The organism is Streptomyces sp. NPDC004111 (assembly GCF_042874215.1).
Lineage (GTDB): Bacteria > Actinomycetota > Actinomycetes > Streptomycetales > Streptomycetaceae > Streptomyces.
In genome coordinates, this window is record NZ_JBIAMU010000001.1 from 457,098 (window position 1) to 481,750 (window position 24,653).

General features: G+C 73.3%; 21 protein-coding genes. 10 read left to right on the plus strand and 11 right to left on the minus strand.

Annotated elements, in window-relative coordinates:
* Positions 1-84: 84 nt before the first annotated feature.
* The 3 genes from ACFYVL_RS02025 to ACFYVL_RS02035 form a co-directional block, all read right to left on the minus strand.
* On the minus strand, positions 85-873 hold the full coding sequence (locus ACFYVL_RS02025) for an alpha/beta fold hydrolase (protein WP_389240763.1): 789 nt from the start codon (positions 871-873) through the stop codon (positions 85-87).
* A gap of 511 nt (positions 874-1,384) precedes the next feature.
* On the minus strand, positions 1,385-1,894 hold the full coding sequence (locus ACFYVL_RS02030; protein ID WP_389240765.1) for a GNAT family N-acetyltransferase: 510 nt from the start codon (positions 1,892-1,894) through the stop codon (positions 1,385-1,387).
* 66 nt (positions 1,895-1,960) lie between these two features.
* Entirely contained in the window at positions 1,961-2,965 is a 1,005-nt protein-coding gene (locus ACFYVL_RS02035) for a helix-turn-helix transcriptional regulator (RefSeq protein WP_389240767.1), read from the minus strand.
* A 100-nt stretch (positions 2,966-3,065) separates the two neighbouring features.
* Here ACFYVL_RS02035 and ACFYVL_RS02040 point away from each other — a divergent pair, with 100 nt between their 5' ends.
* Complete coding sequence (locus ACFYVL_RS02040) at positions 3,066-4,307, plus strand: FAD-dependent oxidoreductase (RefSeq protein WP_389240769.1); 1,242 nt, start codon at positions 3,066-3,068, stop codon at positions 4,305-4,307.
* Between the two features lie 140 nt (positions 4,308-4,447).
* Here ACFYVL_RS02040 and ACFYVL_RS02045 read toward each other — a convergent pair whose 3' ends face one another.
* Entirely contained in the window at positions 4,448-6,193 is a 1,746-nt protein-coding gene (locus ACFYVL_RS02045; RefSeq protein WP_389240770.1) for a PHP domain-containing protein, read from the minus strand.
* Between the two features lie 313 nt (positions 6,194-6,506).
* Positions 6,507-6,821 carry a WhiB family transcriptional regulator gene (locus ACFYVL_RS02050; RefSeq protein WP_389240772.1) on the minus strand — a complete coding sequence of 105 codons (315 nt, stop codon included), beginning with the start codon at positions 6,819-6,821 and terminating at the stop codon, positions 6,507-6,509.
* A gap of 284 nt (positions 6,822-7,105) precedes the next feature.
* Here ACFYVL_RS02050 and ACFYVL_RS02055 point away from each other — a divergent pair, with 284 nt between their 5' ends.
* The 3 genes from ACFYVL_RS02055 (at position 7,106) to ACFYVL_RS02065 (ending at position 8,736) form a co-directional block, all read left to right on the plus strand.
* Positions 7,106-7,471: a VOC family protein gene (locus ACFYVL_RS02055; protein ID WP_389240774.1), complete on the plus strand. Its 366-nt coding sequence runs from the start codon at positions 7,106-7,108 to the stop codon at positions 7,469-7,471.
* 15 nt (positions 7,472-7,486) lie between these two features.
* Positions 7,487-7,756 carry a DUF1905 domain-containing protein gene (locus ACFYVL_RS02060; protein ID WP_389240776.1) on the plus strand — a complete coding sequence of 90 codons (270 nt, stop codon included), beginning with the start codon at positions 7,487-7,489 and terminating at the stop codon, positions 7,754-7,756.
* Positions 7,757-7,875: 119 nt separating this feature from the next.
* A complete protein-coding gene (locus tag ACFYVL_RS02065; RefSeq protein WP_389240778.1) occupies positions 7,876-8,736 on the plus strand; it encodes a class I SAM-dependent methyltransferase in 861 nt (286 codons plus the stop codon).
* A 108-nt stretch (positions 8,737-8,844) separates the two neighbouring features.
* Here the strand turns inward: ACFYVL_RS02065 and ACFYVL_RS02070 are convergent, their stop codons facing one another.
* Positions 8,845-9,804, minus strand: a complete 960-nt coding sequence (locus ACFYVL_RS02070; protein WP_389240780.1) for a phosphotransferase enzyme family protein — start codon at positions 9,802-9,804, stop codon at positions 8,845-8,847.
* Positions 9,805-9,901: 97 nt separating this feature from the next.
* Entirely contained in the window at positions 9,902-10,399 is a 498-nt protein-coding gene (locus ACFYVL_RS02075) for a hypothetical protein (protein ID WP_389240782.1), read from the minus strand.
* Between the two features lie 147 nt (positions 10,400-10,546).
* On the opposite strand from ACFYVL_RS02075, the gene ACFYVL_RS02080 reads away from it, so the two are divergent.
* The 3 genes from ACFYVL_RS02080 to ACFYVL_RS02090 all read left to right on the plus strand — a co-directional run bounded on the left by ACFYVL_RS02080 (position 10,547) and on the right by ACFYVL_RS02090 (position 14,306).
* Positions 10,547-11,344, plus strand: a complete 798-nt coding sequence (locus ACFYVL_RS02080) for an SMI1/KNR4 family protein (RefSeq protein WP_389240784.1) — start codon at positions 10,547-10,549, stop codon at positions 11,342-11,344.
* A 120-nt stretch (positions 11,345-11,464) separates the two neighbouring features.
* Entirely contained in the window at positions 11,465-11,893 is a 429-nt protein-coding gene (locus ACFYVL_RS02085; RefSeq protein WP_389240785.1) for a hypothetical protein, read from the plus strand.
* A 13-nt stretch (positions 11,894-11,906) separates the two neighbouring features.
* Entirely contained in the window at positions 11,907-14,306 is a 2,400-nt protein-coding gene (locus ACFYVL_RS02090) for an NACHT domain-containing protein (protein WP_389240787.1), read from the plus strand.
* 84 nt (positions 14,307-14,390) lie between these two features.
* Here ACFYVL_RS02090 and ACFYVL_RS02095 read toward each other — a convergent pair whose 3' ends face one another.
* From ACFYVL_RS02095 to ACFYVL_RS02105, 3 genes are all read right to left on the minus strand, one after another.
* A complete protein-coding gene (locus ACFYVL_RS02095; RefSeq protein WP_389240789.1) occupies positions 14,391-15,875 on the minus strand; it encodes a hypothetical protein in 1,485 nt (494 codons plus the stop codon).
* Positions 15,872-16,096, minus strand: coding sequence for a hypothetical protein (locus ACFYVL_RS02100; RefSeq protein ID WP_389240790.1), 225 nt, complete (start codon positions 16,094-16,096; stop codon positions 15,872-15,874). Before ACFYVL_RS02100 ends, ACFYVL_RS02095 begins: the two co-directional genes overlap by 4 nt.
* A 125-nt stretch (positions 16,097-16,221) precedes the next feature.
* On the minus strand, positions 16,222-19,305 hold the full coding sequence (locus tag ACFYVL_RS02105; RefSeq protein WP_389240792.1) for a BTAD domain-containing putative transcriptional regulator: 3,084 nt from the start codon (positions 19,303-19,305) through the stop codon (positions 16,222-16,224).
* Between the two features lie 465 nt (positions 19,306-19,770).
* Here ACFYVL_RS02105 and ACFYVL_RS02110 point away from each other — a divergent pair, with 465 nt between their 5' ends.
* Positions 19,771-21,720, plus strand: coding sequence for a PAS domain-containing protein (locus ACFYVL_RS02110; protein WP_389240794.1), 1,950 nt, complete (start codon positions 19,771-19,773; stop codon positions 21,718-21,720).
* Between the two features lie 132 nt (positions 21,721-21,852).
* Positions 21,853-22,470: a hypothetical protein gene (locus tag ACFYVL_RS02115; protein ID WP_389240796.1), complete on the plus strand. Its 618-nt coding sequence runs from the start codon at positions 21,853-21,855 to the stop codon at positions 22,468-22,470.
* Between the two features lie 90 nt (positions 22,471-22,560).
* On the opposite strand, the gene ACFYVL_RS02120 is transcribed toward ACFYVL_RS02115, so the two are convergent.
* On the minus strand, positions 22,561-23,973 hold the full coding sequence (locus ACFYVL_RS02120; RefSeq protein ID WP_389240798.1) for a hypothetical protein: 1,413 nt from the start codon (positions 23,971-23,973) through the stop codon (positions 22,561-22,563).
* A 157-nt stretch (positions 23,974-24,130) separates the two neighbouring features.
* Between ACFYVL_RS02120 and ACFYVL_RS02125 the strand changes: the two genes are divergently transcribed.
* Positions 24,131-24,607 (plus strand): diadenosine tetraphosphate hydrolase, encoded by a 477-nt coding sequence (locus tag ACFYVL_RS02125; RefSeq protein ID WP_389240800.1) that lies wholly within the window; start codon positions 24,131-24,133, stop codon positions 24,605-24,607.
* The last annotated feature ends 46 nt before the right edge of the window (positions 24,608-24,653 follow it).

Consider the following 24,653-nt stretch of genomic DNA (forward strand, 5'->3'; position numbering starts at 1 on the left):
GGACCGGGGACCGGGGACCGGGGACCGTAACGGTGACATGCCGCCGCCCCCTGCCCCTGCCCGCCGCCCGACGGCAAAGGGCGCTCAGCGGGTGGCCAGGTCCGCCTGCTCGATGATGCGGCTCACCGCGTCGGGGTCGCTGACCATGACGGCGTGGGACCCCGCGACCTCGGTGATCCGGGAACCGGCCCGCTCCGCCATGAAGCGCTCCAGCCGCGCCCCGATGGCCTGGTCGTCCGTGGCGACCAGGGCCCACGAGGGCAGCTCCTGCCACGCGGCACGCCGGGTGGCCTGGCCGAACGCGTCGACGGAGATGGGCCGTTGGGCCGCGGCCATGAACGCCGCCTCGTGCGCCGGGACGTCGGCGGCGAAGGAGGCGTGGAAGCGGGCCGGGTCGAGGAAGACGTCGACCCCCGTGCTCCCGTCGGGCCGGGTGTAGGAGAACGTCTGCTGCGGCAGCGGCGGAATCGTGGAATCCGGGTGCTGCTCCATCAGTGCGCCGAGAGTCTCCTCGTCCTGCGGGATGAAGGCGGCGACGTACACGAGGGCCCTGACGCCGGGCACGCCCGCGGCGGCATTGGTGATGACGGCGCCACCGTAGGAGTGTCCGACGACGATCTTCGGGCCGTCGACGCTCAGGAGCAGCCCACGGAGGTACGCGGCGTCGTGGTCGAGGCCGCGCAGCGGGTTGGCGGGGGCCAGCACCGGGTAGCCGGCGCTGCGCAGCCGGGTGACGGTGGCCCGCCAGCTGGACGCGTCGGCGAAGGCGCCGTGCACGAGCACGACGGTCGGCAGGGCCCCGGCCGGTACGCCGGGGGCGGCGACGTCGGACGCGGCCTCTGCGGAGGGGCGGGGAGAAGGCGAGTCGGTCATGGATCTGCTCCGAGGGAGGTCAAGGGGCTCAAGGGGCAGGGACAACCGGAGATACGGACACACGCGCCCACCCCCGGCGCCACCGACGGGCCCCGCTTGCTGTGACCACCTTGGCCGCCTCATTCAACGGGCATGCAACGCGGAGTAAATGGGCGTACGGGGGGCTTGGGACGGCGCGATCGGCCCGGCCGCGACCGGTCGGGCACGGGCGCCCCGGCGCGATCAGCACGGCGCGATCCGCCCGGTACGGGCGCCCCGGCGCGATCAGCGCGGCACGATCGGCCCAGCGCGATCGGCCCGGCACGGGCGGCCCAGCACGGTCGACCCGGCGCTATCAGCCCGGCCCTGTCCGCCCGGCGCGATCGGCCCGGTACGGACGGCCAGCCACGTTTGGCCCGATGCGATCAGCCCAGCACGGTCGACCCGACGCGGGCGGCCCGACGTGATCAGCACGGCCCAATCTGCAAGGCACGGTCCGCCCGCGGTCCGTCGGCCGGCCCAGAGCCATCGGCTAGCGGCGCTCCGTCGGGCGGCCCAGGGCCTTCGCGTACCAGTGGTCCGCCTCGCCATGGCCCTCGTACGGCGTGGTCTCCTCGAAGCCGTACCGGAGGTACATGGCCCGCGCCTCGGTCAGCTCGGTGTTGGTCTCGCACACGATCCGGGAGGCGCCCAACCCCAGTGCGGCCTGTTCGACAGCGTTCAACAGGCCGCGGCCCAACCCCGCTCCCCGTCCGGTGGGACTCACGTACATCCGCTTGAGTTCGGCGGTCCCCGGACTGCCGGGCAGCAGCCGGAGCCCCGCACACCCGAGGAACTCACCCCCCTCGCCGCGTGCGACGAGGAACTCGCCGTGGGGCGGGCGGAGGCCCTCGTGCGGGTCCTTGGCGAGCACGGTGCGGAGTTCGGCCTCGGTCGCCGGGCGTCCCAGCACCCGCTGCCCCATTTCCGTGAAGTACTGCCTCATCACCGTGTCCACGGCCGTGCCGGCGACGGGTTCGGGGCTGATCGTCCAAGTAGGCATGCGGGTCATGGTCGTGGACTCGCTCCGGGACGTCCACCGTCCGGGGGCCGAGCTCTCAAGCGCCTGCTACGGCTCTTCCCCGGGGTCGCCGGCCGTGCCCAGGCGGTGGGCGAGCCGGTGGCAGGCGGCCGTGAGTTCGGGTGGGTGGAGGTCGGTGAGTTCGGTGTCGAAGGTCGCGAGGATGCCCGCGACGCCGGCCCAGGACCAGGCCCCGAGGGTGAGGCGGCAGTGTTCGGCGTCCAGGTGTTCGACGACCGAGCCGCTGGGTGCCCAGCGGGCGACGGTCCCGGCCGACAGGTTGAGCCGTGCGCTTCCGGTGCACTCCCAGGCGGCGGGGACGTCGCCGCGGTCGTGGCTGCTCATGACGAAGTGGGCGAGGTCGTCGTACGGGGGCTGCCTCGGCCGGAAAGTGCAGGTGGTCGGCCGGATGCGCAGCCTCTCCACCCGGTGCACCCGCCACTGGTGGTCGCCGAGGTCGTGGGCGACCAGGTACCACCGGCCGGCCCACACGACGAGATGGTGCGGCTCGATGCGGCGGGCGGGCCGGAAGTCGTCGTCGCCGGGGGCCGGGCGTGAGCCGTCGGCGCGCAGCGTCTCGGTGACGACGACATGGCGGTGGCGCACCGCCGTCCCCACCGCGGTGAGCGCGGCCGGGTCGATGGGCGGTGCCGGGAACTCCCAGTAGTTCCGCAGCCTGGTCAGGCGCAGGGACTTCATCGCCTCGCGCAGGGCGGCGGGCATGGCCTGTTCCAGGGTGACCAGCGCCCGCGCCGCGTCGTCCCGCAGGCCGAACACGGTGCTGGGCGCGGTCTGCAGGGCTACCGCGACCGCGAGGGCCTGGTCGTGGTCGAAAACCAGCGGAGGGAGGGTGCGCCCCGCGCCGAGCTGGTATCCGCCATCGGGTCCGTGGACGGTGGTGATCGGGTAGCCGAGCCCGCGCAGGGTCTCGATGTCGCGGCGGACGGTGCGCTCGCTGACCCCGAGGGTGGCCGCGAGTTCGCGCAGGGGCCACAGTCGGCGCGATCCGAACGAGGAGAGCAGCCGCAGTGCCCGCCGTGAGGTGTTCGCCATCGCCCCATCATCCCCAAGTAGTGGCCACTTGATGTCCACTACCGGTGTCACCGTGGCGGGGCCGGAGCAGACGGGCAGCGGCGGAAAGAGGCGGACGGGTATGCGAGTTGTCGTGGTCGGTGGCGGAATCGGTGGACTGGCACTGGGGGCGGGGCTGCGCCGCAGGGGGTACGAGGTGGCGGTGTACGACCGCGACACCGACGTGGCCTCGACCGGTGGCTACCACATCACCCTGGACGGGCGGGCCCAATCGGCGCTGCGGGAGCTGGTGGCACCCGCGACCGTACGGCGGCTGCTGGCGTCGGGCTCGGCGCTGCGGCTGCGCGACCGCGACGCGTTCTGGGACCGCCGCGGCAGGCTGCTCGGCCACGGGCCGGAGCTGGGCGGCGACAGCGGTATCGACGTCGACCGCATCACGCTGCGCGTGCTGCTGGCCGAGGAGGCCGGCGACGCCCTGCACCTGGGGCGGGCGGTGTCCGGCGTCGGCCAGGACGCCGACGGCACACCCCACGTGCTCCTCGACGACGGTGATCGCGTCCCGGCGGATCTGGTGGTGGGCGCGGACGGCACCCACTCCGTGGTCGCCCGGTACCTGGCGGGCGGGCGTACCAGCAGCCCGGCGGGCATCGTCGGTTTCTCCGGCCGCACTCTCCGCGCCGACCTGGGCCCCGGCGAGCGGCAACGGCTCGGCACACGCTCGGGGCTTGCGGTCGGCCCCCGCGGGGCAGCGCTGTACGTCGGCTTCCTCGACCCGGTCGGCAATGCCGCGCTCGACGCCCCCGAGCTGCGGATGTCCGTCACCACCGGCCCCACCTACATCTGGGGCGCCATGTTCCCCGAGTCCACCGCGACCGATTCCCTGCGCGGGCTGCGCGCGGGCGCGCTGCGGGACGCGCTGGTGAGCCGCTTCGACGGGCAGGGCTGGGCCCGGCACACGCTCGAAGTGGTCGCCCGCGCCGATCCGCGCAGCGTGGCCGCGTACCGGTTCCACGCCGCCCCGACCAGGGCCGCCGCTCTCGCCCCGTGGCCGGCGGGCCGCGTCACCGCGCTGGGCGACGCCGTCCACGCGACGCCGCCCACCGCCGGGATGGGGGCGGGCGCGGCGATCCGTGATGCCGCCGCGCTGCTCCGGCACCTGGGCGACGTCCGGGACGGCCGTACGACGACGGCCGGGGCCGTGGCCCTGTTCGAGGCGGGCATGCGCCGGCGCGGCAGCGAGGTCCTCACCCGGGGGATGCGAACGGTCCGCCTGATTCTGGCCACCGACAGCACGCTCGGCACCGCCGCGCTGGCCCTGGGCACCCCGGTACTGACCGCCGCAGCCCGGCTGAGAAACCGCTAGGTCGGCATCGCCGGGCGCGACATCACGAGGACGGCACCGCAGCGGCGACATCACGAGGACGGCACCGCGGCGGCGACATCACGGGGACGGCTTCGCCGGGACGCCGCCGGGGGCGCGGCCCCGGACTCCGGTGCGTCCGTTCAGCGGGTGGCGTCCACGAAGACCGGGTTGGTGTAGAACCAGGTGTCGAGCCACGGGTTGCCCTTGCCGGGCTCGTGCGGCAGGGGGCCGTGGGGGTCGGTCGCCCTGCCGAGGAAGCCCGCCCCGTGGCGCTTGCCGTCGCTGCCGCGCAGCCGTACGTAGAACGATTCGTCCACCCTGCCGAGCGGGATGCGCAGGGTGTACGTACCGCGGCGGCCCGACACGTCGGCGGTGTGGGCGACCCTGGTGTCCGGGGCGTGCCAGTCGTCCCGGTCGGCGGCCGGCCCGCGGACCGCGCCGCGGATGACGTCGACGTGTGCCAGGCGCGGCAGCACACCGGACGGGTTCCGGCGGGACGCCGCGGTGACCGTGACGGTGAGGGTGAGCCGCTCGCCGCGCCGGGCGCGCAGCCGGCCGCCGAGGGTGGCGCTGTTGCCGCGCTCGCCGCGCACCTTGACGTCGATGCCGTCGACGAGGTGGCCGTGGTCGACCCAGACCCGGCCGGCCCGCAGCCCGTCCATCACGTTCCGGTAGCCGTACCGGGTGACGCCCACGTGCGTACGGCTGAACTGGCCGGGCCAGAAGTCGCCGCCGGGCTGCGGCTCGGTGGTGTTGTACGGGTCGGGGAGGCGGCCGGTGCTGTCGAAGTCCTGTCCGGGCGGCCAGGCTCCGTTGACCCAGGTGTCCTGGGCGACCCGGTGGACGTCGGAGTTGGAGGTGATGGTGAAGAGCTTGCCCTCGGCCAGCATCGCGTCCCACAGGCCGCCGACGGTCGCGGTCGCCCAGTCGAAGCCGCCGTAGGTGACGTAGGCCTCGCGGGGGTAGCCGGGCCAGGAGTCGGCGGAGGGTGAGTTGGTGTACTCGCCGCGGACGTTGGTGGCCGGGTGCCAGCCGGGGATCGCCCCGGCCTGGGCGCCGGGGGCGCCCTCCATGCCGATCATGATCTCGGGTGCGGCGTCGCGCCAGCCGCGTATCTCGTGCGGCGAGTCGATGCCGAGCCGCATGGGGTGGTTGGCGAGGACGAGGACGTCGTCGACGTACCGGGTGCGGCGCTGTTCGGCCAGCCACTTGAGGGCCTTGACCGCGTGCGCCTCGTTGCGCGGGGTGTCGGGGTGCGTCGGGGCGCCGGCCGTGTAGCCGAGCAGCTTGCCGTCGAAGGCCTTCTCGAAGCGGGTGAGGAGATCGACCTCGTGCCGGCCGGGCGGCGAGAAGACGGTGCAGTGCTCGGCGCCGGGGATGTACCACTCAAGGCCTTGGAAGATCAGCATCCGCCGGTTCTCGGCACGGGCCCGCAGGATCTCGCGGTGCTCGCGCGCGGCGCCGAACTCGGCGTGGCCGACGTTGCTGTGCTCGGTGAAGACCATCCAGTCGAGGCCGAACTTCTGCCCTGCCCGCGCCAGTTGGGAGAACGTGTACTTGGCGTCGTGGCTGTAGACGCTGTGGTTGTGGTGGTCCCCGACCAGATAGACGAGGTCGGGAGCATGGCCGTGCCCTCCTCCGTGCCCTCCTCCGTGCCCTCCTCCGTGCCCTCCTCCGTGCCCTCCTCCGTGGCCTCCTCCGTTGCCGTGCCCCTGGGGCTGCTGCCCCCGTCCGTCGGCCAGCGCGGGCAACGGCAGCGAGGCGGCGGCGAAGGCCGCACCGAACAGACCGGCGCGGCGCATCAGCCCCCGACGGCTGAGCCCCTGCGCGTCGAGCGACTCCGCGGGGACCTGGGGGTCGGCCCATTCGGGCACGGGGTGGGACATGGAAACCGGCTCTCCTTCGTGCGGGCGGCAACGACCCGAGACCCGGGAGCGCGCCACGAGGAGGATTTCTGCACACCGGAACGGCGGGGTGAACCGCGAGCGAAGAAGGAGGGTCACCACCGTGACGCGCGGACGGTGACGGCGGGCCGGGGCCGCGCGCGGGCGGTGGCGGCCGAGCGGGGCCGCGCGTGGACAGCAGCGGCCGAGCGGAGCCGCGGGGGCCGCAGGGGCCGCTGGCTTGCCCGGACCCCGGGCCCCGGCCCGAATCCCGAACCCCGGACCCCGGGGCCTGGCGGGACCGTGCGTCCGGGTTTCAGCCCGCCGCGCGCCGCCGGGAGGTCTGCGCGTTCTGCTGCCGGTGCTCGCGGCGTGCGGTCTCCAGCAGCACCCGCCAGGACCGTACGGTCGGCCGGCGGCGCAGCAGCGCGCGCCGCTCCCGCTCGGTCGTCCCGCCCCAGATCCCGTACTCGATCCGCTGGTCCAGCGCGTGCGCCAGGCACTCGGTGCGCACCGGGCAGGGTGCGCACACCGCTGTCGCCGCGTTCTGGGCGGCCCCCTCGGCGAACAACCCGTCGGCGTCCCCGGCCCGGCACCTGGCCCGCGCCGCCCACTCCCCGCTGTTCCGCACCCGTCCACTCCCCATCCGGTCTCAGCAGCACCCTGCGTCCCAGCCGCTTCGGCGTGACGGTACGTTCCGCACCCGCACGGCCGGGACCCCCGCGACAGGAGGTGCACCCTTACGGGTGATCGCCTGCGATCGAACCCGAACAGGACCGGAAGAGCGGCCGGGACCCGGGCCGGCCGGGCCGGAGGGCGCCAGTTTCCACATCCCGCGACGAGCAGCGATGAGTTTTCCCCCCGGCCGCCGTCTTACCTGGTGTGCAATCGGACAACGGAGAGCGGAGGCAGGCAATGAACGGTACGAATCGCATCACCCAGGTGGCCACGGTCGCCATTCGCGTCACCGACCAGCAGAAGGCGCTCGATTTCTACGTCGAGCAGCTGGGCTTCGAAGTACGCAGGGACATGCCCTTCGGCCCCGGGCGCTGGATCGAGGTGGCACCGCCGGGAGCGGCGACGACCCTCGCGCTCGTCACGGAGGGTGTCCCGGCCGGCATCCGTCTGACGACCGGCGACGCCGACGCCGACCACGCCGATCTGCGCGCGGGTGGTGTCGACACGGATGCCGAGGTACTTCGGATGGGGCCCGGAGTTCCGCCGATGTTCGGACTTCGCGACCCCGACGGCAACCAGCTCATCCTCGTCCAGGACTCCTGAACAGGCGGTATCCCGATGAACGAACAGTTCACCGCGACTTTGCGGAAGAGCCCGGCCAAGGGCGGCTGGACCTACGTCGTGTGGCCCCGATCGGCCGAGTACTTCGGCACCCGTGGCCTGGTCAAGGTCCGCGGCACCGTCGACGGCCACCCGTTCCAGAGCTCCTTCATGGCCATGGGGGACGGCACGCACAAACTGCCCGTGAAGGCGGACGTGCGCAAGGCGATCGGGAAGGAGGAGGGCGACAGCGTGACCGTCGTGCTGGAGGAGCGGCTGAACGGCTGACGCCGTTCGGTGCGGGGGCGGGCGGCGGCCGTACCTGATGCCGCCCCCCGGGGCGCCGGCCCCGGGACGCCCCGCACGTACCCCTCCCAGATCGCCAACTGCCCTGTACGCTCGCGAAGATGATCACACCCCCCTCTCCCCACGGCTCACGCTCCGAGACCGCCGAGACGTTCCTGCGGGACTTCCACAACGCCGGTCCCGGGCGCCAGTCGGTCAACACCGAGCGGGCCCCGCTGGCCGACGGCCGAACCGGCTACCAGGTTCTGGCCGCCGAGGTCGCGGGGGCCCGGCGGGTGCTCGACCTGGGGTGCGCGGACGGCGGACTGCTGGAGGTGCTGGCCGCGGCCGGCGCCCGGGAGCTGGCGGGCATCGACCTGGCCGACCAGGAGCTGGCGCTGGCCCGGCTGCGTCCCGCACTCGCCGACGCGGACCTGCGGCAGGGCCGGGCCCAGGAACTGCCCTTCGCCGACGACTCGTTCGACGCCGTGGTGTCGCACATGGCGCTGATGCTGATGCACGACGTGGACCGAATAGCCGCAGAGGCGGCCCGGGTACTGGTGGCGGGAGGCCGGCTCGCCGTCGCCGTCGGTGGCGGGGCCGTCGAGGGCGAGGCCATGAGCCTGTTCCTGACCCTCGCCCGCCCCTACTTCGATGCGGCATCGCCTGAGCGGTCCGTTCCGCGGCTGGGCGACGGCCGGGCCCGCAGCCGGGAGGGCCTGGACGAGCTGTTCGGCCCGGCCGGATTCGCGCCGGTGAGCTGGGACACCGTCGTACTCGACATGGGCGGCACACCGGAGCAGGTCTGGGACGCCCTCACCGAGGCGTACTACGAAATGGCCGCGCTCGACAGGGACCAGACCGCGCGCCTGCGTGCCGAGTTCCTCGCCGCCGCCGAGTCCCTGCGCGGGGCCGACACCCGCGTCCCGGCCGGCATGCGCCTCAACATCGCCACCACCCGACTGCACCACGCAACGGACTGATCACCCGGAGCGGGCCGCACCTGCCACGTCGAGATCCTGCCCATGCCCCGACACGGGACGCCCTCAACTGCGCTACCGCACAGGGTGGTTCATCTCCGCCCGACGGCCCTACAGGGCGAACACCCCCAAGTCCGCCGTAGCCAGCGCGCGCAGGAACGCCCCCTGGTGCGGGTCCTCCCAGTCGTTCCAGTCCTCGGCCGCGATCAGCGACCACACCGCCCACTCGACCAGCATGTACCGCAGGGCGGTCGGCCAGGCGGCACGCTCCTCGGGGGTGAGTTCGACATGGGCCGTGTACGCGTCCCGGAAGGCCGCCCACTCCCTCGCGTCGAAGAGGCGCGGCGGCCCGCCGTCGGCCTCGTTGTGGAACAGGAGGACGGCCAGCGCGAGATCGAGCAGGCGGACGGCGACCTCGGCGTTGTCCGGGTCGATGAGGGTGGGGACGCCGTCCGCGTCGTACACGAGGTTGTTGGCGCGGAAGTCCATGCTGACGGCGGCGGTGGGAAGTCGCGCGTCCCGGATGGGCGGCAGCGTCTCGGAGCGGAAGTCGTTCAGCCAGGCGGTGAGGCGGGGCAGTGCGCTGCCGTTCAGGTCCGGCGCGTACTTGGTGAAAACCCGGGTGAGACCGGCGATGTCCTCGTCGGCCGAGGCCTGATCGGCATCGGGCCACCGGAAGCGGAACATGCCCGTACCGGTGACGGGCGCGGCATGGATGCGGCCCAGGAGGTCTCCCGCGCCCGCGACATGGCCGAGTGAGGCGTCGTACGGGAAGCCGTCGACCCACGGGTACGCGACCCAGACGTGCTCGCCCAGGGCGGCGGGATTGCCGGGGCGGGGCAGGGGCCGGACGGTGCGTATCCCGAGCGCGGACAGCTCGCCCAGCCAGCGGGCGATGCCTTCGGCGTACGGAAGCGGGCTCCTGGTCCGCTTGACCGCGGCAGGGACGCCGTCGACGGCCGTACGGAAGACCGGGGAGTACGGATAGCAGGAACTCTCCGGTACGTCGGCGGACTTCACGTCGAAGTGCGTGAAGACCTCGGAGTGAACACTGCTGGAGATCAAGATCATGAAGGCATGGGAACACGGCAGGCACGACCTCCGCCCGGATTTTCGCGTCCGCGGGTGCTCCCGCAGAACGGCCCGCAGGTCTCGCCGCACCGGTCCGTCAGCGGGGCGTCCCCGACGACGCGTCCTTGGCCTCGGGGTCCGTGGAAGTGCGGGTGTAGTGGCACGGGTACGGATAGGGGTCCCCACCGTCCGCGTGGACCGTCCCGTCCATGTGGAGCTTCCCCTTCTCCATGATGAACCGCAGGATCTGGATGTCGTTGTGATCCTTGAATCTGAGCACCAGGTAGGGCGGCAGGCCGGGGTCCTTGTTGACGCCGTGCCACTTTCCGTCGGACGAGCGGCGCGTCACCTCCGAATCAGGGCCGGGGCCGTCCCACTCGACCGGGAAGTCCTTGCTGGAAAAGGTGTAGTCGTCGTGCAGCCGGACCACCGGCGAACCGCATTTCCGCTCCCCGTCCCATCGGCCGACCAATTCGGCATGGGTGACCGCCTTCGGAGTGACGACGGGCTTGCTCGCCGTGCACGAGGACGGGGCGAGTGCCGTCACGGTGGCAGCGGCAAGACCAGCGCCGATGCGCCATATGTCAGATTTCACGCTCTCTGCTTCCGGCCGTGTCGGGAAGGGCAGTTGGGGGGGGGGGTGGCGCGCGGACAGTATGCCGCTCGCCGTCCTCGGGCGGTCCGGCGGCCGGAGCGGTGCCCCGCGAGGAGGGCCGGCCGGCGGGGCGGATATCTTCCCGCCATGACAGGCACGGCAGGCATGACAGGCACGGCAGGCGTGGCGGCGAAGGAGTTCGAGCTCGGCGCTGCTCTCGTGCGCGGTGTCGAGGACCGCGCCGGTGCGTGGACCTTCGTCCGGGGCTTCGCCGCGCACTGGGCAGGCACGGCTCTCGGCGGCCGCGACGGATGGGCGGAGGCCGACCTCGACGCTGCCGAGGAGAGGCTGGGCCTGCGGCTGCCGGCGGCGTTGCGCGAGGCGTATCTGCTGTTCGGCCGCCGACCGGATCTCACCAGCAACCACGACGTCCTGCTCGGCCCCGCGGAGCTGTACGTCGACGACGCGGAGGAAGCCCTGGTCTTCCGCCACGAGAACCAGGGAGCGGCCTCCTGGGGCATCCTCCTCGACAGCCTCGCGCAGGACGACCCCGCGGTGTTCGTGCGGCTCGACCTCGCCGACATGAGCGCCGAGCGGTGGCAGGAGTGGCTGGAGCGGCTGTCCCTCTGCTGCGTCGAAATCGTCCTTTCCGAGTCCTTGCAGGCCGACGAAGAGCTCTGCGACTACCTCGAACAGGACGGCCAGGACGGCCAGGACGACCAAGACGGCCAGCACGACGACGCGGTGGAAGTGCTGGAGACGCACTTCGTCCGGCTGCCGTTCCCCGTGTACCCCCCGGGCGAGGAGATCCGGTGGTTCCTGGGTCCGGACGTCCTCGTGCGCGACGACGACGGCGCGTCCCTGCTGGCCCGTGGCCGGACGGCGGCAGCCCTGGACCGCGTACGCGACCTGATCCCGGGCGACTGGCTCAACGACTGCCGCTGACCACGTCCCCGGCCCGCCCACCGGCCGGAATCAGCGGACCGAACCGTCCGGACCGTTGCCGTGCGCGGACCGAAGGCGCAACGCTGATGTCCCCATCGTGCGACGAACGAGGGAGGACCGATGGAACCGATCACGGTGGTGGCGGCCACGGCGTTGGTGGGAGCCATGGCCACCGACGGATGGCAGCGGGCACGGGACGGCGTGGTCGCACTGTGGAAACGGGTGCATCCGGAACGGGCCGGCACGGTCGAGGCGGAACTCGAAGAACTGCGCGAGGAGGTGCTCGCCCTCCGCGCACAGCAGGGCGGCGACAGCCGGGCGGAGGAGGAGGGGCTGGCCGCCGAGTGGGAGGGGCGTCTCGCGCGTCTGCTGCGCCGGAACGCGGCGCTGGAAGCGGAACTGAAGCGCGTGGTCGAGGAGGACCTGACCCCGTCGCTGCCGCAGCAGGAGCGGGACCGCATCACGAGCATCGACATGCGGGCGTACGCCAGGGACCACGGCAGGAACTACCAGGCCGCCGGGGACCTGCACATCGACGGCGGCACGTAGTCCCGCCCCGCCGATGAGCGGAGACGGGAAGTACCGCAGAAGACGGGGCGCGCACGGCGAGCCACGGGGCGATTTCGGTCAGCGGGCGGAGGCCGGCGGGCACGGCCGGGTCTACATGGCGGGCCGGGACATCCGGTTCCAGCTCTTCGGGCGCAAGGACCGGCCGCTGGCGGCCCGCGCCGACGACCTGGCGACAGCGGTGCACGGCCTGTGGGAGAAGGAGTCGCTGCGGCGGATGCTGGGCGATCCGGCACCCCTGTCCGTGCGCTGGGAGGCCGTGGACCCGGGCCTGGTGCAGGACTGGCACGGCCTGGTCGCCCTGGCGCGGACGGGGGCCGGCTGGCCGGTTCCGCCGGCCGAGGGCTCCTGGGCGGGCGGTCCCGGCGAACTCGCCGGTGAGGGGCGGCTGACCGACGTCCTCGCCCGGATCCCCACCGGGCGGCTGGTCGTGCTCGGCGAGCGCGGCGCGGGCAAGACCATCCTGCTCGTACGCCTCGTACTGGACCTGATCGCCCGCCGCACGCCCGGTGCGCCGGTGCCCGTCCTGTTCTCCCTCTCCTCCTGGGACCCCGTGCACCAGGACCTGCGCACCTGGCTGGAGCAGCGGCTCACCGTCGACTTCACCGGCCTGAACCGCAAGGTCCCCGGCCGGCTCCACGGGCGCCGCACGGTGGCCCGTGCGTTGCTGGACGAAGGCTTCGTGCTCACCCTGCTGGACGGGTTCGACGAACTGCCCGCCGGGGTGCGCGGCCTGGCGGTGCGCCGGATCAACGATGCCCTGCTCGCCGGGCAGGGCCTGGTCCTCGCCTCGCGCAGCGCCGAGTTCCGGGCCGCGGTACGGCCGCCCGACGGCGCGAACGGGTTCCAGGTGGCGGGCGCGGCAGGGGTCGAGCTGCGACCGCTGCACTTCGCGCAGGTGGCCGCGCACCTGCGGTCCACGGCGGGCGGGCCCGCGGGCGCCGCCCGTTGGGACGAGGTGCTCGCCGCGATCCGGGCCGACCCCGCCCGTCCCGTGGCCCGCACCCTGAACACGCCGCTCATGATCGGCATGGCCCGTGTCATCTACAACCCCCGGCCGGGCGAGGCGCTCTCCGCGCTTCCGCGCCGCCCCGCCGAACTGCTCCGGGGGAACCTCCGCACGCCCCGTGACGTCCGGGAGCTGCTCCTCGACGGCTTCGTCCCCGCCGCGTACCGCCTGGAACCCAGGAAGGGCGACCAGGCGCTGGGGTGGCTCACCTTCCTCGCCGACGACCTCGGGAAACGGCTCGACGGCATCACGGACCTCGGCTGGTGGCGGCTGGCGGGTGCGGCGCCGCGGCTGCTGTCCGGGCTGCTCGTCGGGACCGTCTCGGCGGCTCTGGGCGCGTACGGGCTGCGGATTCCCGCCTCGGCCGGGATCGGGCTGATGGCGGCGGTCGGCGGCGGGCTCCTCGGGCGGCGGCTGTTCGGCAGCGGGTCGGGCATGGCCGCCGCGCTCGGCGGGGGCCTGCTGGGCGGTGTTCTGGGCACCCTGCTCGCCATGGTGCTGTTCGGCGCGGAGCAGGGGGTCGGGCCCTCGCTGACCGGGGCGCTGGCCGCGTGCATCACGGTCGGCTCGATGGGCGGGTTCCGGGCGGGCCTCGTCGGCGGGTTCGCGGGAGGGTTCGCCGCCGTACTCACCGGCCGGCCCGAAGTCGTCACGGCCGCCCCGCTCATCAACGGGGTGGGGCTCGGCCTCGGCGCCGGATGCGCCGCCACGCTCGCCCGGCACGTCAGGCCCGCGAGCGGGTTCCACTGGTCGTGGACGGGACTGGTGACCGGCCTGGTCGCCGGGCTCACCATGGGGCTCGCGGCCGGTCTCCAGGCAGGACCGGCCCGTGGGCTGCTCCTCGGCGTGGTCACCACCGTGCTGGGCAGTCTCGCGGGCGGTCTGGAGGGCGCGCCGGCGGACACCACGGCGGTCGCGGACCCGGCGGTCTCCCTGGCGGGCGACCGCCGGACCTTCTGGGCGACGGGGATCGTGGGCGGCCTCGCGGTCGGGGTGAGTACGGGCCTGGGTCCCCGTTTCCCGCCGGGGTCCGGGGACGACCTCGCCTTCGGGCTGAGGGTCGGGCTCGCCAACGCCGTCGCGGTGGGGCTGGCGTTCGGCTTCCTCCGGGCGGCGTACGGGCGGTTCACCGTCGCGCGGTGGTGGCTGGCGCTGCGTGCGCGCCTTCCCTGGCACCTGATGCGCTTCCTCGACGACGCCCACACGCACGGCGTGCTCCGGCAGACCGGTGCGAGCTACGAGTTCGCCCACGGGGAACTGCAGCAACGGCTCGCCTCACCACCACCGCCCGCCCCGGGTGTGCCCTTCGGCACCGACGTCCCGGGACAGCAGGCCCGCCGCAGGGGCTCCCCGCCCGGCGGTCCCGTAAAACCACCTAGCGAATAGTGGCAGTTGAAGACCCAAAAAGGACCGGTTGCGGAGCCGAAAAGGATCAGTTGCGGAGCCGACGGCCGCCCGCCCGGTGTCGCTTCAGTACTCCGGGGCGGGACACCGGACCAGCATCCGGTCGAAGTCGTCGCCGCGGTCGGGGGCCACCCTCAGGTTCTCCGCCGTCCGCAGGAGATCGGCCCTCCCCGCCCTGAGCAGCTTGCCGGTCTCCTCGGCGACCATCACCTCGTGGGCCAGCCTGAGGTGGTTCTTCGAGACGTACGTCAGTCCGTGCACCGCCAGCGAAGCCCGCAGGTTGTCGCTCGCGGCCTGCTGGTACTGGGTCGCCAGCAGCCAGACCATGAGGGGCGCGTCCACCCGGTCCTCCTCCGCCGTGTCCGATCGCAGGGCGGCGAGGGCATTGCGCAGGGCGGTTCTCGACAGGGTCAGGGCGCGCCAACTGGCCGACCACAGGCGGCTGCTCGCCGTCCTTCCCCCGGTCGAGTTCACGGCGAACATCCTGCGGTAGAGACCGGTCCGGGACATCGAGTAGGTCACGGTCTGCGCATAGCGCCCGTCGCCGGGATCCGCTGCCAGCATGTGCGGGTACCAACTGAGCCGACGGTGCCGCGAGGTGATCTTCAGTTCCTGGGACTCCAGCTGGTCGACGGGCCAGGACGAGTGCTGGAGGAGCATCAGGGAGAGTCTGGCGGCGCGCACGCTGTTGATGAGGGCGGACTCGGACGGGGCGGCCGGACGGTCGAGCCGCAGCGCGAGCCAGTCGCAGATGTCGGCCATTCCGGCCAGCAGCCTCGGCACCTCGGGGTGGTCCAGCCTTTCGCCGAGCCCGCCCCAGGCGCCGAGCCGCGGAACCAGCAGGTCGGGGCCGACCGCGCTGCTCCTGTTCTCGGCGAGCAGGGCGGTCAGCAGGCCGACCACACCCGGGGGCGCGACATCGGGGAGCAGCCGCGCCGGGTCTCCGACCCCCGCCGCGAGCAGCGCGCACCGGACGATGGCCAGGTCGTCCGGGGACATCGCGCCGTGCGGAAGGTCCCCGGTGAGCCGGGGGAACCCGCGGTCCAGGCCGAGTACCGGGGCCAGCAGGGCGGTGCACTGGGCCTCCGTGAACACCGGCCATGCCGCCTCGGCCACCGAGCGGACCTCTCCCCCGGCGTTCGCCAGGAAGGCGGCGGTGTACCCCGGGCACTGCGGATCGATCAGCAGAAGGCTCGATCTGACGTACCCGGCGAGGAAGCCGCGCGCCCATGACGCGCCCATGGCCAGGTGGACCGTGGCGAAGTCCGGGAACATGCGGTCGGGGTCGATGCCTGCCCGGCCGGCCGCGCCGAAGTCGACGACGTCCGTCCTGCCCGTGGTGGGCTGGAAGAGCAGGTGCTTGGCGAACAGGTCGCCGTGCGTCGCTCCGGCGCCGTGCAGCAGGGCGATCCGGTGGCCCGCGCTGAACGCCCGGTAGTCCTCGGCGCGCAGGCTCAACTCGCTGAGGTGCAGGGCCTCGTCGGGCGCGAAGAGCGTCCGGTCGCGGCAGGGCGGCCACTCGGCAGGACCCGTGGGCGGATGCTCGGTCATGACTCCTCGCCCATGGCACCGGCCGACGGGCCCGGATCACGGAGGGGCACCTCGGCGGCGTCCGGGACGCGGCCGGGAGCCGCTCCGCCGTTCTCCTCCCCCGGCCGTCTGCTGCCGCCGCTCACCCGCCCCGCCCGTGTCGGGGACTCCGCGGTCCTTGCCCGCGCGTCTCCCGCGCGCACGGTGGTGACGACGGCGGGCAGGTGGGTGCGGAACTTCAAGGCGCCTCCCTCGGCAACGGGTCGCACGAGTGTCACGAAGGGCGCTGCATTTTCGCTGAACGGGCGATGACCCGCCGTTCCCGCAGGTCACCGAAGGCGGCAGGGAACCCGCGGGGGCGGCGAATTCAGCGGGCGGGCAGCACTGTGGCCGCCCTGGGCGCGCACTGGGCGAGCCCTTCGAGTGCCTGTGCCTGTTCCGCGGGGCAGCCCGCGGCGCCGGGCAGCGCGAGGGCGGTACGGAAGTGGCGCCCGGCCTCGTCCTGACGGCCGGCCGCGAGGTGGACGTGGCCCAGCCGGCAGTGGATGTCCATCTCCAGCCTCTCGCGCTGGGGTTCGTCCTCCGGGCGCATGTCCTGCTGTGCGGTGAGGGCCTGCCCGAAGCAGGTCACCGCGGCTTCGAGGTCGCCCTCCTGGTGCGCGGCGGTGCCCAGCCGGGCCAGGACGAGTGCCTGCAGCAGGAGGTCCTTGGCCTCGGTCACCAGGTCGGCCGCCTCACGGAGCAGCGGCGTCGCCTGCTGTGCCCGGCCGAGGGCGAGGTGGACGTCCGCCATGCAGGTCAGCGTGCGGCTGAGGACCCGGGGCCGACCGACCCTGCGGGCCCGCTCGTACCCGGCCCGAAAGGCGTCGAGTGCTTCCTCGACGCGTTCCTGGGCGAGGCGCACGAAGCCCTGGGAGCAGTGGGAGACCGTCGCGATCCAGTCGTCGTCGTGGTGGCGGGCGAGTTCCAGGGCGGAGGCGACGAGGGTGTCGGCGGTGTCGACGTCGCCGCTCTGCAGTGCGGCCGAGCTGAGCCCCGCCAGGGCTCGGGCCTCCTCGCGCCGGTCCCCCCGGGCGCGGCTGAGCACGGCCGCCGCCCCGAACCACGTCTGCTCCCGGTCGGGGCGGACGAGATAGAGCTCGGTGAGGCCCATGCAGTTGCGCAGCGCGGGTGCCATCCGGGGGTCTCCGGCGCGGTGCGTGCAGTCCAGGGCGATACGCAGTGCCGTCTGGGCGTCGTGGTACCGCCCCCGGCTGGTGAGGTAGTCGGTCAGCGCCTCGGCGATCCAGCAGGCCAGGTCGTACTCGTGCAGGGCGAGGGCGTGGCTGACGACGTCGACGAGGTCACCGCCGGCCGCGTCCAGCCAGTCCGCCGCGTCGCGCCAGCCGGCGAAGGCCCTGCTGCCGGGCGGCAGCGGGGAGGGGAAGCCGCGCGGCCCCCAGTCGCTGGCCGCCCGTGCCGCGTCCAGGTACAGGCGCAGTGCCGCCGTGCTCGCCTCGGCGGCTTCCGCGGGCACGGCGCGGGCCAGGCGGCGGGCGTGTGCCCGCACCAGGTCGTGCAGCCGGTAGCGGCCGGGTCCCGGCTGGTGTACGAGGCCGGAGTCGACCAGGTCTTCGAGGGTCCGGCCGACGGTGGCGGCAGGCCGGGCCAGCATGGCCGCCGGGGTGAGCAGGTCGAACTCGGCGGTGGGCGCCAGGCCCAGGACGCGGAAGGTCCGCTGCTGGTCGGGGGCGAGCTGGTCGTAGGAGAGCTGGAAGGCGGCCTCGACGCTGCGCCCGCCGCCGCTCAGCTCGCCCAGCCCGCCGTCTTCGCCGGCCATCCGGTCCACCAGGTGGGCCAGGGTCCAGCCGGGCCGGGTCTGCAGGCGTGCCCCGGCGATCCGCAGTGCCAGGGGCAGCCCGTCGCAGTACCGGGCGAGGTCGCGGGCGGCGCCCGGCTCCCGCTCGGTGCGCTCCTGCCCCACGATGCTGCTGAGCAGTTCGACGCTGTCGCGGTCGGCGAGGGGTTCCAGCGAGATGCGGCGGGTCGCGTCCAGGGCGGTCAGGCGCCGCCTGCTGGCCACGAGCACGGTGCTGCCCGGTCCGGACGGGAGCAGTGGCCGTACCTGCTGTGCGCCCAGGGCGTCGTCGAGGACCAGCAGCAGACGCAGTCCGCTGGTCGCCGTGCGCCAGGCGGCGACCAGTTCGTCCGGGTCCCCGCCGATCCGGCCGCTCCGAACGCCGCCGGCCCGGTCGCCACCACCCCGATCCCCCTTGACCCGCTCTCCGCCGATCCGCTCTCCGCCGATCCGGTCGCTGTCGATGCCGATCGCGCGCAGCAGCCGCGGTAGCACGCGGTGGGGTGCGAGCGGGCGGCGCATGCTGTGGGCGCGCAGGTCGACGAAGAGGCAGCCGTCGGGGTGCCGGGCGAGCAGCCGGCGGGCCGCGTGGACGACCAGGCCGGTCTTGCCGACCCCCGGGGTGCCGTCCACCGCGAGGACCGCGACTCCCGCCGGGTGGTCCGGCGGGCCGACGAGCAGTTCCAGTTCCCGCCCCCGCCCGACCAACTGCTCTGTTTCGGCGGGCAGTTCATTGATCATGGCCGGAGCGGCGGGCCGCGCCGCAGGGGTGACCGGCGGCGGCCCGCCCGGGGGCAGGAGCACGGCGTCGTCCTGCCGCAGTACGGCCTCGTACACCCGCCGCAGCTCCTCGCCCGGCTCCGTACCGTGCTCCTCTCGCAGTTGCCCGCGTACGAAGTGGTAGGCGTCCAGTGCCTCCGCCTGGCGCCCGTCGGCGTACAGCACCCGGATGCGCAGGGTCAGCAGCGCTTCGTCCAGCGGGTGGCAGGCGACCAGTTCGGCCAGCTCGTCCAGCGCCTCGGCGGACCGGCCGTGCAGGAAGAGGCACTCCAGACGGCCCCGCCGCAGCGCACGCCACTGCTCGGACAGCTGCCGGCGCACCGCTCGGGCGCGGCGGCCGGGAAGGCCCGCCAGTGGTTCGCCCCGGACCAGGGCGAGCGCCTCGTCGAAGCCGGTGAGCGCGGCGGCCGGTGCGGCGGCGCTCCGGGCGGCCTGGGCGCGGCCCGCCCGTTCGGCCAGTTCGTGCGCGTCGAGCCGGATCCGGTGGGTGTCGAGGCTGTACCAGCCCTTGCCGCTGCGGATGACGGAACCCGCCGCCCCGCCGCCCGCGTCCAGGGTCCGGCGCAGGGCGTAGACATGGCTCGGCAGGACGCGTACTCCGCTCGGTGGCGGGAGGTCGCCCCACACGTCGTCGAGCAGCTGCTCGTGGCTCACCCGCCCGCCCTCGCACAGCAGCAGCCCCGCGAGGACCGCCTGGCGCCGCACCGGTCCCAGGTCGAGCGGCCGTCGGCCGTAGCAGGCCGTCAGCGGCCCGAGCAGGCCGATCCGCAACTGCTCGTTGCTGCCGTCCGCCACCCGCGCCTCCGCTTCGTCGTCGCTTCTCCGTCGTTTCATCGCCGGTTCAGCGAAAGTGCAGCGCGCGTCGGCACGCTCCGGCAGGGGTACAGCCGCTCGGAAAGCCCGGGACAAACGGGTAAAGGACCGACGTACGCCCTGCAAGTGCACGCAAGTATTGCGGCCAACGCGACTATCTCGCACAAATTCCGCAAAGCGCTGGCGCACCGGCCCCGCATGTGGTTGGGGCCCGCATGTGATTGAGGCTCCGCATGCCACCACCCCGACGGACACCAGGCCCTTCGGCGCACGAGCGCCCGGTGCGCGCCCCGGGCGGCCTTGCCCGCTTCGAGCCGGGGACGGCCGCAAGGTGAGGGAAGAATCATCGGACGGTTAAGGCGGTCCTAAGGATGCCTTGAGCAGGCCCGTTCCAGCAGGGGCCGCGGGTTCACGGGGCTAGGTTTTGGTGCGCCGGGGAGTGGCTCGCGAACACCGCGAGGGATCTGCGTTTCAGGGAGAGTCATCGTGAACAGCCAGACATTTGCGGGTTCTGCCGCCTTTCTGGAGGCCGTGCCCGACGGCCTCGTGGTCGTCAACAACAACGGCACGGTGGTGAGCGCCAACGCCGTGGCCCTGGCGTTGTTCGAAACTCCCGAAGCGGTACTCGTCGGCCGTGGACTGCTGGACCTGTTCCCGCACTTCGACTGGCGCCACGTGCCCGCCCCGGGGCTCCTGCGGGAGGTGCCCGGAAGCCCGGAGAGCGCCTGGCCCCGGCGGATGGACGCCCGGCGCACGGACGGCAGCCCGTTCGACGCGGAGGTCTCCGCCGCCTACTTCACCGACGCCGCCGCGCCCCGGACCGGCGACGGAACGGGCCGCGAGTACCTGCTGATGCTCTCCGTGCGGGACCGGACCGGGGTACTGCGGGCGGAGGAGGAACTCGCCGGCCTGCGGCGGCAGACGCGGACGGTGCTGCGGGCGACGGCCGAGGGCGTGCTGGGCACGGACGCCGAGGGGCGCATCGTCCTCGCCAACCCCGCCGCCGCGCGGCTCCTCGGGTACCGGGCGAGCCAGTTGGGGGGCCAGGAGTTCCACACGCTGGTCCCGCACACCGGGGCCGATGGCGAACCCTGCCCGTTCGAGGCGTCGCCGCTGGCCGAGGCGCTCGGCTCCGGCCGGGAGCAGCGGCTTCGGCGGCAGAGCCTGCGGACGCAGGACGGCACCCGGCTCGTGGTGGACGTACGCATCGCCCCGGTGCGGGACGGGGAGCGGGTCACCGGCGCCGTCATCACGCTGCTGGACCGCCGTGCGCAGGAACAGCTCGCCGAGGAGTGCGCCACACTGACCGAGCAGCACGGCGCGGAGCTGCGCCGCTGGGAGAGCCGGTGCCAGGAACTCGCCGAGCACTACGGCCAGTTGACGGAGGCCGTGGACGGGCTCCGGCGCGGGCACGTGGCGGAGATGCGTTCCCGGCTCGTCGCGGCGGCAGCCGACGCGGCCGGGCATCTGTGGCCCGAGGCGGGCCAGTTGCTGGGACGGCTGGCCGCGGAGTACACGCAGATGTCCGCCACCTTGGACGACCTGCTCGACCATCAACGGCTCGCCGCCGGGAGCGAGGTGCTGCACACCCGGCCGGCGGACCTCGGCACCGTACTGAACGACGCGATGCACCGGTGCGTCGAACTGATGGGCCACGAACACGTGAGGTTCGCCCTGCGCGGCTCGCCGACCCCCGACGCGGAGGTGGACCCGGACCGCCTGGTCGCGGCCCTGGCGCACCTCCTGGCCGACGTGTCCGCCCCGGGCCGGCCGGAGTACTTCGGGGGAGACCCGGAGGGCCTGACGACGGTGGTGGAGACGACGCACAGCGACACGGGCGTCCGCATCGAGGTGCGCGGGCCGTACCCCGGCGGCGACCCGCTGCACCAGTCGATCGCCACGGGAGTCGTGAGCCTCCACGGCGGGGTGGTGCTCCAGTACCAGATGCCGGGGACACCGAGCGGAATGTACGTGGTGGAGATCCCACTGCAAACCGACTCCCCCTCCACTCCAACAACCACCCCCACCTCCGCACCCACCCCCACCTCGGCACCCACCCCCACCCCCACTCACCTGGTCCACTCCACCAACACCCCGCCGGAAATGGTCCTCGCCTCCCCCTCCCAGCGCCGCCGCCAGGCCCGGCACGCGCTGCTCCAGCCGGGCTCCGCAAGGCACGGCGCGGGAGCCGGGGCGGTGGCACGGGCGATCCTGCTGGAGAGCGGAACGCGCCCGACCGGCCGTCGCCGCGGCCGACCGGCCGAGCCGGACGAAGCCCTCCCCGGCGAAGGCTCGCCCGCGGTGGCCCGCGCACGAGGGACGTCGCAGACCCGCGCCCTCGTGCCGGGCACGACGGACGTCGCACGCACCCCTTCGTTCAAGGACCTGCGCCCCGCGTTCCCGGACCCGGTCCTGTGGCCGACCCCGGCTGCCTGAGACACCGGACGCCGGGCCGCACCTCACCCGGACCGCCTTGGGGGCAGCCCGTGCCCGAGGTGACGGGGCCGTGCATAATCGCCGAGTCCCGCGTCCGTGGGCCACAAGTCCGTCGGCGACAAGGAAGCCCCCGTGATACGCACCTCGCACCGGCCCCTGGCCATGGCCGCCCTCGCCCTGGGGCTGCTCACACTCACCGCCTGCGGCACCGAGAAGGCGGGCGCGGGACCGGGCCAGTCGTCCCCGACCACCCCAGCCTCCCCAACTGCCCTCTCGACCTCGGCCGCCGCCGCCAGGGCCGCCCATGACAAGGCGTTCCCTGACGTCGCGGCCCGCTGCAAGGCCACCAAGGCCACCGCCGGCACCACCGGACCAGAGAAGCCGGAGCCGCTGCCCACCGATCCGGAGGCCGCGAAGTTCGCCGAGAACCACGCGTTCAAGCAGCAGGCGCGCCTCACACCCGAGGCGCGCTGCCGCGGCGAGGCCCATGCCCAGCGCATCCAAAAGGCCCTCACCGGCCCCGGCACCACACCCCCGGCGAACGAGGCTGCCCTGACCGCCGCCCTCACCAAACTCGGCTACGGCCCCGACAACGGAACCGTCCAACGCGTCGGCAACGCCCTCGGCTTCTCCTACTCCGTCCCCGGAATCGGCCCCTGCGTCACCGGCTACCTGGGCACCCCGACAAGCATCGAGGCCCACGGACCGTACGTGGAAGGCGGCTGCACGGAACCCCGCGGCGGCCACTGACCCCGGACACCACGGCACCTCAACTCCGCACGTATTGCCAGGCCGGTCCGCGCACCGAGGGCACGGTCCGGCGCTCCACCCTTTCCGCTCCTAGGCAGTTGAGGGCGCCCAGTGGGCGGGAAGTACGACCCTCCGGGCCCACGGCGCACTGACGGCATCGAGCAGCCCGTCGGGCACCGCTCCGCTGACCTGTCCGAAGTCCACCCTGCCGACGGAGAATGTCGCGTCGTCGAAGGTCACTGTGCCCCCGGTGAACGCCGCGGTGCCGAAGTCCACTGTGCCGCCGCAGAACTTCGAATCGGCAAAGCTCACGAAGCTGCCGGAGAACTGGGCACCGTCGAAGTAGGCGCTGCCCGCGGTGATCCGGGCGTCGTTGAAGTGCACGTCGCCGCCGGAGAATCTCGTCGCGGCGAAGCTCACCACGCAGCCGGAAAACGTCGCCGCGTCGAAGCTCAGGCGGCTGCCCCGCAGCAGGGACACGGCGTCGAAGCACAGACTGCCGCCGAAGAGCTTCGAGCGGTGGAAGGTCACAGAGCCGCCGGAAAGCTTCGCGCCGGAGAAATACACGCTGCCGCTGGACAGCTCTGTGCTGTGGAAGCTCAACCGGCCGCCGGAGAACCTGGCAGCGGCAAAGCTCACCGCTCCGGTGGAGAGTTTCGCGGTGTCGAAGCTCACCCTGCCCCCGGAGAACGACGCGTCGTCGAAGTGGAGGCTGCCGCCTTCGAACGCCGCCGCGTCGAAGTGCACGTTGCCGCCGCTGAACGTGGCACCGGCCAGGCGGACCGCGCTGTCGCGGAAGGTTGCGCCGGTGAAGTTCACGGTGCCGTCGGCGAACGTGGCACCGGTGAAGTCCAGATCGGTGTCGACAACGACCCCGGTGAGGTCGAGCCCGCACCCCTGCCACGAGCCGTGTGCGCCGAGGGGAACGCGGTAGTGAGCGCAGATGAGGCGAAAGATGGTGTGCCGGGCTTCGCGCAGCGCGGCGTACCGGTCCTTCTTCTCCTGGTGGGCTTCGCGTTGTTCCTCGGTGGGCGGAGTGCCGTCGGGCCATGTGTCCGGCAGGTCGTTCGGCGCCGGGCGGGCGGACAGCCGGAGGTAGGCGCACAGCACGTCGATGCACGTCTGGCGCAGTTCCCGTGTGGGGGCGTCGTCGGCGAGGCCGGCCAGTGCGTGAATGCCGCCGAGGCGGACCGCCGGTGAGTCCGAGCCGAGTTTGTCGACGGCCTGGGAGAAGCGTTCGGTGTGCAGCCGGGTGGACTCCCGGTGCGCGCCCTCCTCGTCGACGCGTTGGCGCCGGTAGGCCACGACCAACGCGACGAGGGCACCGGCTCCGGCCACGACGCCGAAGGAGAACTTCACCAGGTCGAACAGTGTCTTGGAGTCGATACGCGGTTCGGCCTTCAGCCCCTGGGCGCCGAGCAGGCCCCACGCCGTGGCGAAGACCGCTGCCGCGGCCACGGCAGCCGCGAGGAACGCCAGGCCGAGCACGACTCCGACCGGCATGAGCTTCAGGCCACGGCGTGCGGGGCGGCGGCCACTTCGCGTGAACTCACGTCTCCTCATGCGCCATCAGAGGACGAGAGAGCCCGTATCGGTTCCAACGGTCCTGGTGCGGATACTGGTCCGACGGCACACGTCCGACCGAGGATGGCTTGCGTTCATGACAGTCGACTGGCGTTCGGACCGCATCGGGAGTGCCCTGCGAGGCGAGAACCCCACCGTGCTGCGCCGGTTGCGGGCCGGGTTCGCGGTGATCGGCGATGCCCAGTTCCTGCCCGGCTACTCCGTCCTGCTCGCCGACGATCCGCGGGTGCAACGGCTCTCCGATCTGCCGAAGGAGAAGAGGCTGTCGTTCTTGTCGGACATGGACGTGCTCGGCGAAGCGGTCGAGCGTGCCTGCCGTCGCTTGGATCCGGCCTTCCGGCGGGTGAACCTGGAGATCCTCGGCAACACCGACGCGTTCCTCCACGCGCATGTCTGGCCGCGGTTCGCATGGGAGCCGGCGGAACTCGTCCACCGGCCGGTCTGGCTCTACCCACGCGAGCACTGGCACGACGCCCGTCATGCCCTGTGCGCACACCATGACGCGCTGCGGCGGACGATCAGTGAGGAACTCGACCGGCTGGCCCCGGCCTGAACCCCGCCCTCACGGCGGACCGGCAAGCCGGCCGCCGTCCGAGTGG